Raw genomic sequence first — 16746 nt, forward strand, 5'->3', positions numbered from 1 at the left:
AGTTATGATATAATTAAAAGCTTTGCGCCTAATGGCAAAGCTACTTATATTTCATCATAACTACCATAGAAAAGTTATCGTAAAGGAGTTATGATTTAATTATTGGCTTTATGCCTATTGATAAAGCTATATATTTTAGATAAAAATAAATTGTTAAGATAAATTAAAGTTGATTGTAGTTATAAAAGGAGAGATATACTTTGTTTGATAAATTAGAACTATTAGTAGAAAAATTTGAGGAACTTGAAAAGAAAATTATAGATCCTGAAATTATGAAAGATATGAATGTTTGGCAAAAACTTGCTAAAGAACATGGTGATATGAAACCTATTGTTGAAAAATATAGAGAATATTCTAAACATAAGAAAGAACTTGAAGAAAATAAAGAATTGTTAAAGGAAAGTTTAGACGATGAAATGAAAGAACTTGTTAAGGAAGAAATTTCAGAGCTTGAAGATAGTATTGAAAAGGAAGAACAAGATCTTAAAATTTTGTTATTACCAAAAGACCCTAATGATGAAAAGAATGTATTTATGGAAGTAAGAGCCGGTACCGGTGGAGATGAAGCGGGACTTTTCGCAGAAGATTTACTTAGAATGTATAGAATGTTTGCTGACAAACAAAGATGGAAAACTGAAATAATGAGTATTTCAGAACAAGGAGTTGGTGGAATTAAAGAAGTTGTTTTCTTAGTTAAAGGTAAAGGGGCATATTCAAAATTGAAATATGAAAGTGGAGTACACAGAGTACAACGTGTTCCTGCTACTGAATCAAGTGGAAGAATTCATACTTCTGCAGCAACTGTTGCAGTTTTACCGGAAGTTGAAGATGTCGATGTTGTTATAAATCAAAATGATTTAAGAATTGACGTTTATAGAGCAAGTGGTAATGGTGGACAATGTGTAAATACAACTGACTCTGCTGTAAGAATTACCCATATCCCAACGGGACTTGTTGTTACTTGTCAAGATGAAAAATCACAACTTAAGAATAAAGATAAGGCAATGAAGATTTTGAAATCAAGACTTTACGAAAAGTATCAAGAAGAACAAAATAAGGATATTGCAGATGCAAGAAAATCACAAATAGGTTCCGGAGATAGATCTGAAAGAATAAGAACTTATAATTTTCCTCAAGGAAGAGTTACGGATCATAGAATAAATATGACTATTTATCAATTGGATAGTTTCTTAAATGGAGATATTTCCGATATGATAGATGCTCTAATTACAAGCGATCAGGCAAAAAAGATGCTGGCAATTGCGGAGTAGATTATATGAATTACAATTTACAAAATAAATTAACTAAATTTGGTATTTATATTGTATTGTATGTGTTTGGGATATTTGTATTTTTTAATTTAGTTTTTGACAAAAAAGAAATGAAAACAGAAGTTACGGTCAATAATGTAGAAGAAATTAAAGATTTGAATGCAAATGGAATAGATGTTAGTAAACTTTCAACAAAGGTTAATACAGGAAAGAAATCAAATATTTTGTCTGAAAAAACTATTCTGGACGGACTTAATAACAGTAATGACAAAGAGATTCAAGAAATTTTAAAAAGTAAAGATAAGCTGAGTTTTAGTTATTTAGCTTTGCTTTACAGAAATCCGTCCGCAAAACTTTTTATAAAAGATAAACTTGAGAATAGGACTGTAGATAATTTTATTGGAGAAAGTGTTGATTTTAAAAGAGATATTCCGTATTATTTGCAATGGGACAGACGTTGGGGTCAAAATAAATATACTGATGAAAATATTGCTATAAACGGTTGTGGTCCTACGTCAATGGCAATGGTTATTTCCGGACTTTTAAAAGATAATTCCATTACACCCGTTGAAATGATACAATATGAAGAATATGCTGAAGGTTCGGGAACGGGGTGGCAATATTTTACGGAAGTTCCCAAAAAATATGGCATTAAAGTTAAAGAGCTGTCAACAAATGAAAAAATTTATAAGGATGAGTTAAAGAACGGAAGACCTATAATTGCAAATGTAGGACCTGGAGATTTTTCTTCAATTGGACATTATATTGTTTTAGTTGGAGTTGATGAAGACGGAATGTTTATTATAAATGATTCAAGCAGTCCTACAAATACGAATGAAAAATGGAGTTTTGAAAGATTGAAGCCACAGATAAAGAATTCTTGGTCTTTTGATAAAGGAGAGTAGTTTTGAATTTTTTAGAAAAAATTTTAGATTTTTATTTTATTTTTTAGATCTGAACCGGATGGATATGATATAGAAAAATACGGTTTTACTCATATTATACTTGTTATAATTGCTTTTATGGGGGCTATTTTAATTTATAGATATAGAGATAAAATAAAAATAGTAATAAAAATATTTTAAAAATTTTGTTATAGTATTGTTTTTACAACAATTAATATTATATGCTTGGTATTTGTTAAGCGGTTCATTTTCAATTGAAACGAGTTTGCCTTTATATGATTGCAGAGTTGCGATTTTATGTTTGATATATGGAGTATTTTTTAATAATGATAAGTCAAAAAGGATTGGGATTTATTTGGGCTTTGTAGGCTCAATAGTTGCTCTTTTGACACCGGAGTTGGATAAATTTGTATTTCCACATTATACTTGGATAAGTTTCTTTGTAGGACATACTATGTTGCTTTGGGTGAGTTGTTATATATTCTTTGTTGAAGAAATAGAAATTTCATTCAAAAAATATACAGAAGTTTTTGTTTTTACCAACATTTTGCATATTGCAGTAATCATTTTTAACAGCTTTACAAAATGTAACTATGCGTTTTTATCAGAACCCCCAATTTTTAAAGATGTAGCTGGTAGATTGCATCCAATAACATATATTGCAATTATGATGTTGATGTTAAATTTTGCATTATATCTTGTACATTCATATTTTATGAAATCAAGAGATGGGAAATTTAAAATAATAAATAGAAAGATTGAGAATTAAAAATAATTGAGGATGAATTAATAATATAATAAATAAAAAAGTGGATTTAAGAATACACCTGATTTTCTTTGGAGGATAATGAATATGGGTATGTATGAAAAAATATTTGAGGATTATGTAAAAAACAATAAAAACGAAGAAGATTTTAATATTATATGTAATCAATTACATAATAAATCTGATAGAAATTTGATTGATAGAAAGAATTTTACTGGTCATTTTACATCATCGTGTTTTGTTGTTTCAAAAAAAACAAACAAAATTTTATTAGTTTATCATAATTTTCTAAAAAAATATTTACAACCTGGAGGACATATAGAACCTACAGATTTAAATCCTTTAGAGTCTTCAAAAAGAGAACTTTTAGAAGAGACAGGTATAGAAATAGAAAAGTTGACATATTATAAAGTAGATTTGTTAAATGAGCTAGTACCACTTAATATTTCTGTTCATAAAATTCCTGAAAACATAATTAAAGAAGAGAAAAAACATTATCATTATGATTTGCAATATTTATTTTTCTGTGAAGAAGAATTAGATGTTAATATTGATTTAAGTGAAGTTAATAATTTTGAATGGGTTGATTGGAAGGAATTTAAAGAAATGTCAATTTATAGAAATATAGCTAAGAAAATAGAAAATGCTAAAAAGCTTTCTATGTAATATAGGTTCGGATTTTAAAAATATGTACTTATATTAGAATTACAGAGGATATTGAAGATAATATATTAATTTAATTACAATAAAAAGTACTGCATTCATTACTTGTTTTCAAGTTTTTGAAGCAGTACTTTTTTATTGTGAAGGTTTAATAATTCAAATTAGATTTTGTCTTACTATTTTTCTTTTTTTGGTATATAAAGCACAACAGGATAAGTTACAGCTAATGTTGAGAATATAACTGAAGTCATATAAATAATGATAAAAATTTTTTGCTAAAATTATGAAAAAATCTCAATTTATGGTATACTATAATGTAATATTTATATTATAAAAAAGGAGTTTTAGATATGAAAAATTTATATTTATTATATGGGGGAAAGAGTACAGAACATGAAATTTCTGTTTTAACTGCAAAGTCGGTTATAAATAATTTAGATAGAAAAAATATAAGATATTTCCTATTTATGTAGATAAATGTGGAAGATGGAATTACTTGGGAGAAAATAATAAGAATATTGAAAATGAAAATGAACTAGTTGTAGAAGGACATGGAAATGTTGCAGATTCTATTTCAAAATTTTTTTCAAATGACTTTGTAAATGAAAATGCTATTTTCTTCCCTGCGATGCATGGAACTTTCTCTGAAGATGGAACTATTCAAGGCTTTTTTGATATAATGGATCTTACTTATGTTGGAAATAATGTTTTATCTTCAGCGGTTTGTATGGATAAGGGAACTGCGAATGACGTCTTTGCAGGTAATGGGATTTTACAACCTGAATATTATTTAGTTACAAAGTACGAATTTGATAAGAATAAGGATTTACAAATTAAAAATATTATTGAAAAAATTGGAGAAGCTTCTTTTGTAAAGCCTTGTAATGCAGGTTCAAGTGTTGGAGTTACAAAGGTAACAAAAAAGAAGAAATTGAACCCGCTCTTGTTGAGGCTTTTAAATATGATAATAGAGTTTTAGTTGAAGAAGCTGTTGTTGGCGATGAGCTTCAAGTTTTAGTTATGGGAAATAATATTTTGAAAGCTAGTTTACCCGGTGGTGTAAAAGTTACTAGAGAATTTTTTGACTATGAAGCAAAATACTTTGACGAAACTACAGATCATATTATTCCTTGGGATTTAACTGATGAAGAAATTAAAGAAATTCAATCTGTAGCAAAAAGAGCCTATGCAGTTACAAATTGTAAGGGTTTTGCTAGAGTTGATATTTTTGTAAGAGATAGTGATAGAAAAATGCTCGTAAATGAAATTAATACAATTCCGGGAATGACTGCTGTTTCTATGGCTCCTGCAATGTATATGAAAACTTTCGGAAAGACTTATAGCGATTTTTTGGACGAGTTAATTGATCTTGCGGTTGAAAATAAAAAAGAAAAAGATTCTTTGACTACAAATAGGGGGTAATTATGTTAAAAGCAACTTTGGAAACTATCGCTAAAATAGTTGATGGTAACTTGATAACTACAAGTATGAAAGATAGAGTTGTAGAAGGAGTTTCTACAGATACTCGTGACATAGAAATAAATAATCTATTTATTCCTCTTGTTGGTGGAAGATTTGATGGACATAATTTTGCCTTTGAAGCTATAAAAAAAGGAGCGATCGCTACTTTATGGGATAAAAGGCATCCTACACCATATCTTGATGCAGGAGTAATTATTGTAGATGATACTCTACAAGCATATCAAAAACTTGCAAGTAGTTATTTAAAGGCAACCGGAGCTAAAGTTATAGGTATAACCGGTTCTAATGGAAAGACTGGAACTAAAGATATTTTAGCATCAATTTTAAGAGAGAATTTTAGAGTTCATAAGACTGCAAAAAATTTTAATAATGATATTGGACTTCCTAAGACAATTATGGAAATGAATTTGGATGATGAAGCTATTGTTCTAGAGATGGGAATGGATCGCTTTGGAGATATTAGAACACTTACAAATATTGCAAATCCTGATATTGCAGTTATTACAAATATTGGAGATAGTCATTTGTTAGAGCTTGGAACTAAAGAAAATATAGCTAGGGTAAAGTTTGAAATTTTAGAAGGGTTAAAACCTGATGGAATTTTTATTTATAATAATGATGATGAGATTTTAAGAGAAGTAATAAAAGAATATACTATTCCTCAAAGAGTTATTAAAATAGGTACAAGAGAAGATTCCGACGTAATTATAAGACCTATTCGTTCGGATGAAGAGGGAAGCAGTTTTTCAATCGGAGAATATGCTTACAGTATTCCTTTTATTGGAAAACATCAAATTTATAATGTTTCAGTAGCAATTACAATTGCAGGACTTTTAGGAATGAATTATGGTGACATTGTAAGAGGACTTTCAAATGTAAAACTTACAGGAATGAGAATGGAACTTATGCATTTGCCAAGTTTTGATGTTTTAAATGACTGTTATAAGTCCAATCCTCAAAGTCTAACGTCCTGTATAGAAACAGTTTATACTATGAAAGGTTACAAAAATAAAATTTTAATTCTTTCCGATATGCTTGAGCTTGGAGAAAATGAAAGAAAACTTCATTTTGCAGTAGGAGAAAAGATAGACAAAAATAAGATTGATTATGTTATTTGCATTGGAGAGTTGGCTAAGGATATTTATAATGGAGCAAATAGAAATTTCAATGTAAATAATCTTTTCCACTTTGATACTAATGAGGAAGTTGTAAAGAAGGTTAAAGAAATCATTTCAGACGATACTTTAATTATGGTAAAGGGAAGTAGAGGAATGAAACTAGAGAATATAATTGAAATGTTAAAGGAGATTTAGTATGAATAAAGAAAGACTTTTAAATATATTTTTGGATTTGGTAAAGATTTATTCGCCGTCAAAAAACGAAATAAATGTTATGAAATATATAATAGAAAGATTAGAAAAACTTGGTGTTAAATATATTTTACATGACCATTCAGCTGAATATGGCGGAAACACCCCTGTAATTATTGCAAAACTTGAAAAAAATTGTGATGACGAAAAATTAAAAGCGATATCACTTTCTGCACATATGGATGTTGTTGAACCTTCAAAGGATTTGGATGTTTATGTTGAAGACGGACTTGTTAAAACAAGAACTGAAACAACTCTAGGAGGAGATGATAAGGGCGGAGTTGCAATAATTTTAGAAACTTTTGAAAATTTAGTTGAAAATAATTTGCCGCATAATGATGTATTTGCAGTTATAACTCCGTCAGAAGAAGTTGGACTTTTGGGTGCAAAATCAATTAAATGGGAAGAAATTCCGGCTGAATTTATGCCTGCAAAAGATATGCTTGTACTTGATAATGGTGGAGGAGCGGATTTAGTAGCAGTTGAAGGGCCTTGTATGTATAAGATAAATGTTCATTATGAGGGAGCTTCTGCACATGCGGGAATTGAGCCTGAAAAGGGAAGAAGTGCAATCATAGCTATGAGTAATGCTATTGCAAAGATGAAAATAGGAAGATTAAATGACCATACTACTTCAAATATCGGAAGTATAATATCTGAATTTCCGACAAATGTAGTTCCTAAAGATTGTAAAATCAGAATGGAAGTTAGATGTTTAAATGAAGATGAAGCAAAAGAAAATGTTGATAATTATGTAGATATTTTTGAAAAAACAGCAAAAGACTTTGAAGTAAAATGTAATATTGAAGTTAAATATGATTATCCACCTCTAAAACAAATTGACGGAAATATTTTGTTAAATAGAGTTTTAGATGCATATAAAAAAGTTGGAGTTACAGCAAAACCTATTAAAATAGGTGGAGGTTGTGACGGAAATATTTATTTAAAAAATGGTTTCAATTCTGTGATTTTAGGAGTTGGAATGTATAAAATTCATACAATTGAAGAATATTTAGTTATTTCCGATATGGAAAAAACAGCTGAAGCTGTTTTAGAATTCATTACAAAATAGGAGGCAATATGTATAAAGGATATAAATTAATTCAAGAAAAATATATAAAGGATGTAAATTCTGATTGTGTTTTACTTGAACACGAAAAAACAGGTGCTAGAGTTTTTTTGATGAAAAATAATGATGACAATAAAACTTTTGGTATTGGATTTAAAACTATTCCTACAGATAATACGGGAATTTGCCATATAATTGAGCATTGCGTACTTTCAGGTTCAAGAAAATTTCAAACTAAAGAACCTTTTATGGATATGGTTAAAATTAGTACAGCAACATTTTTAAATGCTATGACTTTTCCTGATAAAACAGTTTATCCGGTTTCAAGTAGAAATGAAAAAGACTTTAAAAACTTAATGGATGTATATATGGATGCTGTTTTTATCCTGCGATGAAATCTGATAGAAGAATTTTTATGCAAGAAGGTTGGCATTATGAACTTGAAAACGAAAAAGACGAGCTTAATATCAAAGGTGTAGTTTATAACGAAATGAAGGGGGCTTATTCAGTTCCCGAAACAACTCTTTATTATAGAGTAAATAATGCTCTTTGCCCTGATACTGTTTATGCCAAAGAATCGGGTGGGGAACCTTATGAAATTCCAAAATTGACTTATGAGGATTTTTGTGAATTTCATTCAAAATACTATCATCCTTCAAACTCATATATTTATTTATATGGGGATTGTGATATGGAAGAAAGACTTGAATTTTTGGATAGAGAATATCTTTCAAAATTTGAAAAGGAAGAACTTGACAATTTTGAAGGAAATCAAAAACCTTTTGATAAGCCTAAAAATGTCTTTGATGAATATTCAGTTTCTAAAGATGAAGATACTAAAAATAAAACATTTTTAGCCTATGTTTCATGTTTTGGAGAAAGTGATGGATTAAAAGATGGAATTATCTCAAAGTTATTAAATGACCTATTAGTTGAAATGCAAGGTGCTTATTTAAAAGAGGCAATTCTTAAAGAAAATATCTGCGAAGATGTTGCACCTATTGCTATGGAATCTACAAAATTTTCAAGTTTTGGAGTATTTATTGTAAATTCTGAAAGAGAAAATTTAGATAAATTCAAAGAAATTGTTGAAAATACTTTAAGAGACATAGTAAAAAATGGAATTGAAAAAGATAAGTTAATGGCTGTTTTAAATAGGACAGAATTTACTGTAAGAGAACTTTTAAATTCTACAACTGCCGGAATTGAATGTATGATGCATATTTGCGATAATTGGTTATATGGTAAAAATCCTATGGATTCACTTTCTTTTGACGAAGCATTATCAGAAATTAGAGAAGAAATTTTAAATAATAGATTGTTGGAAAGAATCATTGAAGAAAAGATTTTAAATAACAATCACAAGGCGTTTATCATTCTTTCACCAAGTGCAGGACTTAATGACAAAAAAGATTTAGCTCAAAAAGAATGGCTAAAGAGATATAAGGAGTGTTTAAATAAAATTCAAGTTGAAAAAATAATTGAAAACACAAAGAATTTAATTGAATACCAACAAACAGAAAGCACTGATGAACAAAAAGCTACAATTCCGAAGTTGAAAATTGAAGATATAGATAAAGAAACTTTAAAAATTCCAAATGATATAGATAAAGTTGAAGATATAACAGTTTTAAAACATAATATTTTCACTTCAGGCATTAATTATGTAGATATTTGTTTTGATTTAAAGCATATTTCAAAGGATGAAATAGTATATCTATCATTAATCGAAAATTTATTAAAATCTTTGGATAAAAAGTCAATGACTTACAAAGACTTTTCAGTTGAAACATTTTTACGTTGTGGAGGAATTTCAACTACAATTGCAACATTGACAAATTCAAAGAATAGAGAAAAATTTGTTCCTAAATTTATTGTTAGTGTAAAATTCTTCACTGAAAAACTTAAAGAAACTGTCGAACTTTTAAAAATCTTATTAAAAGAAACAATTTTTACAGATAAGAATAGAATAAAAGAAGAAGTTTTAGCTATAAAAGGCGAATTAGAACAAGATGTTCTAGGCGCAGGACATTTATATGGAATAAATAGAGCAAAATCATATTTTTCAAATAAAGCATATTATGATGAAAAAGTCAAAGGAATTGATTATTTGAAGTTTATTCAAGATTTAGCTGAAAATTTTGATGAAAAAATTGATAATGTAATTGAAAAAATGGAATTTGTTTACAATAGAATGTTTAAGTTAAATGAATCAATTGTAAATATAACAACAACAGAGGAAAATTTCGAAAGTATAGAAAAAGAATTTGTCGGACTTGTAAAAGAGTTTCCTAAAATAGAAGATTCTTCTTATGATTTTACATTTGAAAAAGAAAATTTAAAAGAAGGAATTGCGACTTCTTCTGATGTAAATTATGTTACTTTTGCAGGAGATATGAAAAAGTATGGTGTTGAGTTTTCAGGAAGTTTTGCATTACTTTCTAAAATTTTGAGTACGACTCATATGCATAATAATATCAGGGCAATTGGTGGAGCTTATGGTGCCGGTTTTAGTATAACTAAAGATAGTGAAATAATTATGTTTAGTTATAGGGATCCTAATTTAAAATCTACAAAAGAAATATTTTTAACTGTTGGAAAATATGTATCAGATATGGAAATAAATGATGAAGATTTAGAAAGTTTTAAAATTTCATTAGTGAAAGATTTTAATCCATTACTTACACCAAAACATAAAGGTTATACTTCTATGATTATGTATATTACTGGGTCAGATGAAAAAGAATTAGAAATCTATCTAGAGGAGCTTTTAAATGCAAAATTAGAAGATTTAAAAGGACTTTCAGAAGTAATAGGCAAAGTATTAACTCAAGATACTTTTGTAGTTGTAGGAAATACAAATAGAATAAAAGAAAATTCTGAAGAATTTAAGAATATTGTTATTTTGAAAAAATAATTCTGTGATTATTACTTTTTTAGAAAATAAATTTAGGTTAAGTTAATTCTTAACCTATTTTATTGTGATTTTTAAGTGATTTGTTTTTTATATTACCGCCTTTTTAAGTATATAATATTCCAATATGCAAAAGAGATGAGTTCTTCTTAGACTTGTCTTTTTTGCTTATAATAGGTTTTTCTTATGAATAATGATTATTTAATAAGAAAAAAGAATTTAACATTTTAAAGTAAATGATATATAATCTATTTGTAAGCATTTTGATTTACTTTTATAACTAAAAAAGGAGATAAAATGAAAAAAGAAAATTATAATATTAAACTTCCAAGTAATTTTGAGGATTTTAATGAAACGAGAAAAAATGGCTTTTTAAAAATGAAAGAATTAAAGGAATCCGGGAAAAAAGTTGCAGGTATTTTTTGTACATACACTCCTCAAGAAGTGATTTATGCTGCTGGACTTGTTCCTGTAAGTTTATGTGCCACAACTGAAGATTCTATAAAATATGCTGAAAGAGATTTACCCAAAAATCTTTGCCCACTTATAAAATCAAGTTATGGTTTTGCTGTAAGTGATACTTGTCCATATTTCTATTTTTCAGATATTGTAATTGGGGAAACAACTTGTGACGGAAAGAAAAAGATGTATGAGATTATGGGAGATTTTAAAGATGTTCATGTTATGCAATTGCCACAAAACAATCAGGATGGATTATCTTTAAAACTTTGGACTAATGAAATTTATAAATTAAAAAGAAAGTTGGAAGAAACTTTTGATGTTAAAATAACTGATGAGAAATTATGGGAAGCAATAAAAACGGGAAATCAGGAAAGGAAAAATTTAAGAAATTTTTTTGAACTGGGAAAACTAAATCCATCACCTTTAAGTGGAGTAACAATGAGCGGAACTCAAGATGCTTTTGGTTTTAATTTTAATAGGGAAGAAAAAAATCAAAGTATCATCGAAAAGACTAAAGAAGTTTATGAGATGTGGGAAAAAGAGCTTAAGGGTAAAAAAAGTGACAGACCAAGGATTTTAATTACTGGTTGTCCTGTGGGTGGAATTCGTGAAAAAATATTGACTAAAATAGAGGAAGCCGGAGCAGATATTGTAGTTTATGAAAACTGTTCAGGAGTTCGAGAAAAACTTGAACTTATTGATGAAACATTAGATAATCCAATTGATGCAATCGCTCAAAAGTATTTAAATCTAAGTTGTTCAGTTATGTCACCTAATGAAAAAAGATTTAAAGATTTGAATATGTTAATAGATGAATATCAAGTTGATGCAGTTATTGAAATTGTACTTCAAGCTTGTCACACCTTTGCTGTAGAATCTACAAAAGTTAAAAAGTTTGTAACGGAGAAAAAAGGCAAACCATATATGTATATAGAATCTGATTATTCTATGACGGATGTAGGACAGGTTTCCACTAGAATTGAAGCGTTTTTGGAGATGATATAATGAATATAGGAATAGATATAGGCTCAACAGCCTCAAAAGTAGTCGTATATGATAAGGATAAAGATGAAATACTTTATAAAATATTGATGCCTTCGGGTTGGAATAGTAAAGAAACTTCTGGAGAAATTTACAAAAACTTAGTTGAAAATGGATTTGATGTAGATAATTCATATGTAGTAGCAACAGGATATGGAAGGGTTTCTGTTCCTTATGCTGATAGGGTTGTTACTGAAATTACAACTCACTCAAAGGGCGCTATGTATCTATTAAAAAGAGATTGTGATGTTATAGATATTGGCGGGCAAGATACAAAAATTATAAATATTTCAAACGGTATGGTAAGTGATTTTATAATGAATGATAAATGTTCAGCCGGAACGGGAAAATTCTTGGAAGTTATGAGTAACAGACTTGGAGTTACTTTAGATGAAATGTTTGAATTATCTAAAATCGGAACTCCAATACCAATAAGCTCAACTTGTACAGTTTTTGCTGAATCTGAAATTATTTCTCTTATGGGACAGGGAAGAGCAAAAGAAGATATTGCAAGTGGAGTTGTTCATTCAATAGCGAATAAAGTTGTAGGACAAACTAGAAAATTTAGAAATGAAGCCGATTTATACTTTTTGACAGGAGGTTTTTCTAACAACCCATATATGGTTGAGCTTTTAGAAAAACTTTTAGGGAAAAAAGTAGAAACTCATGAGTTAGGAAGATTTGCAGGTGCTTTAGGCGCTGCGCTTATGGGAAAGTAAATAGATTATAAAAAGTTCTGTTTTTAACAGAATTTTTTTTTGAAAAAATAATTTATAAAAAAAAGAAAGCTATAAGCTTTCTTTTAAGTGTTACGGTGATTTGGGGGTACACCGTAATTTGGAGAGAGTAACTCATTAAAATTCAATGAGTAATATAGGTTATGTTATTCTTTAAAGTAAAACATTTTTAGGTCTAAGCACTAAAATTTTACCTAATCAAAGTATAACACTTCTAACTAAAAAAGTCAATACTTTTTTCTATTTATTATAAATAAATTTTTTAAGTATAATAAGTAAATTTTGTCTTTTAACTAAAATTATGGTAAAATAACTTAAAGTATATAAAGTGGATGATAAAGGAGATTTTATGAAAAAGAAATCTTATGCAAAAATAAATTTAACTTTAGATGTAATAGAAAAAAGGCAAGATGGTTATCATAATATAGATGGAATTATGCAAATTATAGATTTATATGACGAGGTTGAAGTTAAAATTTCTGATGAATTTAAAATAACTTCTAATTCAAAAGATATTCCTTTAGATGAAAATAATTTAGTTTATAAAGCCTATCTTGCAATGAAAGATAAATATAAATTTAGGGAAAATTTTTTAATACATATAGAAAAAAACATACCGGTTTCTGCAGGAATAGCGGGGGGTAGTACGAATTCCGCTGTTGTAATAGAAATGATTGATGAAATTTTAGGACTCAATATGAGTTTGGAAGACAGAAAAAAAATTGGGAGAAGTATAGGAGCGGATATTCCTTATTTACTTGTTGGGAAAACAGCAAGAACGAGAGGAATTGGCGATGAGCTTGAAATTTTAGATAGGTTACCGGAAACGAATATTTTAATTGTAAATAATGGAGTTGAAATTTCCACACCATATATATATTCTAATATTGTTCCAACAGGAAATAGTGATAGAGTGGATAAACTTGTAAGTGTATATAAAAATAAAAACTATGATGAGTTTTTTGATAATTTATATAATGTAATGGAAGAAGTATCAATTTCATATTGTCCTGAAATTCAAGAAATAAAAGATAAAATGTACGAATTTAATTGTGTTAAATCTCTTATGAGCGGATCGGGACCAACTGTATTTGGAATTTATAAGAATGATAAAGATATTGAAAATGCATATAATTATTTTAAAAAATTATACAAAAATACTTTCAAAGTAAAAACAATGGAGAGATAATATGGATAATAGATCAATAGGAGTTTTTGATTCCGGAATAGGAGGACTTACTGTTGTCAAAGAATTAATGGAAATTTTGCCTAATGAAAAAATAGTCTATTTTGGAGATACAGCAAGAGTTCCATACGGAAATCGAAGCGAAGACACCATTAAAAGATTTTCAAAAGAATGTATTGAATTTTTGGATAAAAAAGATATAAAAGCTTTAATTATTGCTTGTAATACTGTTTCTGCAGTTGCTCTTGATATGCTTAAAGAAATATTTGACATGTATATATTGGGAGTAATTGTTCCTGGAAGTAAAATGGCAAATAATATAACAATAAATAAAAAATAGGTGTAATAGGAACCAATGCCACTATTTTAAGTGGAGCTTATGAAAAAAATATAAAGAATGAAAGTATTGAAAATATAGTATATTCAAAAGCATGCCCTCTTTTTGTTCCCATAGTAGAAGACGGATTGTCCGATACGACTATAGCTATGGAAACAACAAAATTCTATTTAGATGAATTAATAAAACAAAATGTAGATACTATTGTAATGGGGTGTACTCATTACCCAATATTAGAAAATACAATAAAAACTGTTGTTGGGAAAAATATAAATTTAGTAAATCCGGCTAAAGAAACAGCGATTGAAATGAAAAATTATTTAGAAAAAAATAGTTTACTAAATGAAGAAGTTCAAAATAACAAAAATAACATATTTTATATTACAGATGATGAAAATAAATTTAGAAGAAATTTGTTAGATTTTATAAATATTGATAATCCAAACATTAAGAAAATAAATTTAAAAGAAAAATGTATTGATGAGAAATAGGGATGTATAATAATTGAATGATAATTATTATAAAAATGACTACAAAGCTAGAAAAAAGTATTGACAACTATAAAAATAATTGATATAATAAAGACCCAGTGAGAACTGGGTCGCTTTTTATGTAAAAAATTTTTTATAAAAATTTTTAAAAAAAGTGTTGACAACCAAAAAAATATGTTGTATAATGTAATGGTTGTTGTGAAACATTAAAAATTTCATATAGTGATAAAAACTTTGAGAGTACAAAGAAAAACAATAATTTGGTGTAACAAAAGTCAGCGAGAGCAGACGAACTTTTAATAGAGAGTTTGATCCTGGCTCAGGACGAACGCTGGCGGCGTGCTTAACACATGCAAGTCGAACGTGATTTTTGTGGAAATTCTTTCGGGAATGGAAGTAAAATGAAAGTGGCGAACGGGTGAGTAACACGTGAGCAACCTACCTTACACAGGGGGATAGCCGTTGGAAACGACGATTAATACCGCATGAGACCACAGTATCGCATGATATAGGGGTCAAAGATTTATCGGTGTAAGATGGGCTCGCGTCTGATTAGCTAGTTGGAAGGGTAAAGGCCTACCAAGGCAACGATCAGTAGCCGGTCTGAGAGGATGAACGGCCACATTGGAACTGAGACACGGTCCAAACTCCTACGGGAGGCAGCAGTGGGGAATATTGCACAATGGGGGGAACCCTGATGCAGCGACGCCGCGTGAGCGAAGAAGGTTTTCGAATCGTAAAGCTCTGTCCTATGAGAAGATAATGACGGTATCATAGGAGGAAGCCCCGGCTAAATACGTGCCAGCAGCCGCGGTAATACGTATGGGGCGAGCGTTGTCCGGAATTATTGGGCGTAAAGGGTACGTAGGCGGCCTTTTAAGTCAGGTGTGAAAGCGTGAGGCTTAACCTCATTAAGCACTTGAAACTGGAAGGCTTGAGTGAAGGAGAGGAAAGTGGAATTCCTAGTGTAGCGGTGAAATGCGTAGATATTAGGAGGAATACCGGTGGCGAAGGCGACTTTCTGGACTTTTACTGACGCTCAGGTACGAAAGCGTGGGGAGCAAACAGGATTAGATACCCTGGTAGTCCACGCCGTAAACGATGAATGCTAGGTGTTGGGAGTCAAATCTCGGTGCCGAAGTTAACACATTAAGCATTCCGCCTGGGGAGTACGGTGGCAACACTGAAACTCAAAGGAATTGACGGGGACCCGCACAAGCAGCGGAGCATGTGGTTTAATTCGAAGCAACGCGAAGAACCTTACCAAGGCTTGACATATAGTTGAGTTATTGAGAAATTGATAAGTCCCTCGGGACAGCTATACAGGTGGTGCATGGTTGTCGTCAGCTCGTGTCGTGAGATGTTGGGTTAAGTCCCGCAACGAGCGCAACCCTTATCTTCAGTTACCAGCATGTAATGATGGGGACTCTGGAGAGACTGCCGATGATAAATCGGAGGAAGGTGGGGATGACGTCAAATCATCATGCCCTTTATGTCTTGGGCTACACACGTGCTACAATGGTTGGTACAACGAGAAGCAAGATAGTGATGTCAAGCAAAACTCTAAAAGCCAATCTCAGTTCGGATTGTAGGCTGCAACTCGCCTACATGAAGTCGGAGTTGCTAGTAATCGCAAATCAGAATGTTGCGGTGAATGCGTTCCCGGGTCTTGTACACACCGCCCGTCACACCATGGGAGTTGGCAATACCCGAAGCCGCCGATCTAACCGCAAGGAGGAAGGCGTCGAAGGTAGGGTTAATGACTGGGGTGAAGTCGTAACAAGGTAGCCGTATCGGAAGGTGCGGCTGGATCACCTCCTTTCTAAGGAGTACTAAGAACGACAGTTCAAAATAAATTCTTAGTTTTATCACTGTTTTTTGGTTCGATTTTTTTAATTTTAAACCAAAAGCTGTAAGGCTAACTAAAAGAAGTAAATAGCTAGGATAGTATAAAACATTTGATAATTAGTAGTAAATACTTAATAATTATTGAGTGGGGGTGCACCCAATTCTTAGAAATTTAAACAAAAATAAATTTTTGTAAATTTCAAA

Annotated in this window: 13 protein-coding genes, 1 rRNA gene and 1 pseudogene; all 15 read left to right on the top strand. The window is 30.0% G+C overall.

The features are described 5' to 3' along the window. The first annotated feature begins 200 nt into the window (after window positions 1-200). Window positions 201-1271 carry a peptide chain release factor 1 gene (gene prfA, locus HMPREF9127_RS02155; RefSeq protein WP_009448076.1) on the top strand — a complete coding sequence of 357 codons (1071 nt, stop codon included), beginning with the start codon at window positions 201-203 and terminating at the stop codon, window positions 1269-1271. A 5-nt stretch (window positions 1272-1276) separates the two neighbouring features. After that, entirely contained in the window at window positions 1277-2176 is a 900-nt protein-coding gene (locus HMPREF9127_RS02160) for a C39 family peptidase (protein ID WP_009448339.1), read from the top strand. Window positions 2177-2372: 196 nt separating this feature from the next. Beyond that, a complete protein-coding gene (locus HMPREF9127_RS02165) occupies window positions 2373-2945 on the top strand; it encodes a YwaF family protein (RefSeq protein WP_009448246.1) in 573 nt (190 codons plus the stop codon). An 84-nt stretch (window positions 2946-3029) separates the two neighbouring features. Next, on the top strand, window positions 3030-3608 hold the full coding sequence (locus tag HMPREF9127_RS02170) for an NUDIX hydrolase (RefSeq protein ID WP_009447830.1): 579 nt from the start codon (window positions 3030-3032) through the stop codon (window positions 3606-3608). 347 nt (window positions 3609-3955) lie between these two features. After that, window positions 3956-5027, top strand: a pseudogene (locus tag HMPREF9127_RS02175) (D-alanine--D-alanine ligase family protein). Window positions 5028-5029: 2 nt separating this feature from the next. After that, window positions 5030-6400 (top strand): UDP-N-acetylmuramoyl-tripeptide--D-alanyl-D-alanine ligase, encoded by a 1371-nt coding sequence (locus HMPREF9127_RS02180; protein WP_009448105.1) that lies wholly within the window; start codon window positions 5030-5032, stop codon window positions 6398-6400. Window position 6401: 1 nt separating this feature from the next. After that, window positions 6402-7529, top strand: coding sequence for a M20/M25/M40 family metallo-hydrolase (locus tag HMPREF9127_RS02185; protein ID WP_009448473.1), 1128 nt, complete (start codon window positions 6402-6404; stop codon window positions 7527-7529). 8 nt (window positions 7530-7537) lie between these two features. Next, window positions 7538-7921: an insulinase family protein gene (locus HMPREF9127_RS08760; protein WP_009447726.1), complete on the top strand. Its 384-nt coding sequence runs from the start codon at window positions 7538-7540 to the stop codon at window positions 7919-7921. Continuing rightward, window positions 7918-10443 carry an insulinase family protein gene (locus HMPREF9127_RS02190; RefSeq protein WP_009447819.1) on the top strand — a complete coding sequence of 842 codons (2526 nt, stop codon included), beginning with the start codon at window positions 7918-7920 and terminating at the stop codon, window positions 10441-10443. Before HMPREF9127_RS08760 ends, HMPREF9127_RS02190 begins: the two co-directional genes overlap by 4 nt. Before the next feature lie 294 nt (window positions 10444-10737). Beyond that, window positions 10738-11907, top strand: a complete 1170-nt coding sequence (locus HMPREF9127_RS02195; protein ID WP_009448014.1) for a double-cubane-cluster-containing anaerobic reductase — start codon at window positions 10738-10740, stop codon at window positions 11905-11907. Next, window positions 11907-12662 (top strand): acyl-CoA dehydratase activase, encoded by a 756-nt coding sequence (locus HMPREF9127_RS02200; protein ID WP_009447856.1) that lies wholly within the window; start codon window positions 11907-11909, stop codon window positions 12660-12662. Before HMPREF9127_RS02195 ends, HMPREF9127_RS02200 begins: the two co-directional genes overlap by 1 nt. Window positions 12663-13029: 367 nt before the next feature. After that, a complete protein-coding gene (gene ispE / locus HMPREF9127_RS02205; RefSeq protein WP_009448211.1) occupies window positions 13030-13869 on the top strand; it encodes a 4-(cytidine 5'-diphospho)-2-C-methyl-D-erythritol kinase in 840 nt (279 codons plus the stop codon). 1 nt (window position 13870) lies between these two features. Beyond that, window positions 13871-14206 (top strand): glutamate racemase, encoded by a 336-nt coding sequence (locus HMPREF9127_RS08765; protein ID WP_009448087.1) that lies wholly within the window; start codon window positions 13871-13873, stop codon window positions 14204-14206. Between the two features lie 50 nt (window positions 14207-14256). Continuing rightward, complete coding sequence (locus HMPREF9127_RS08770) at window positions 14257-14694, top strand: aspartate/glutamate racemase family protein (protein ID WP_255261696.1); 438 nt, start codon at window positions 14257-14259, stop codon at window positions 14692-14694. 296 nt (window positions 14695-14990) lie between these two features. Then, a 16S ribosomal RNA gene (locus HMPREF9127_RS02215) occupies window positions 14991-16516 on the top strand. Window positions 16517-16746: the final 230 nt, after the last annotated feature.

Source organism: Parvimonas sp. oral taxon 393 str. F0440, assembly GCA_000223315.2.
Taxonomy (GTDB): domain Bacteria; phylum Bacillota; class Clostridia; order Tissierellales; family Peptoniphilaceae; genus Parvimonas.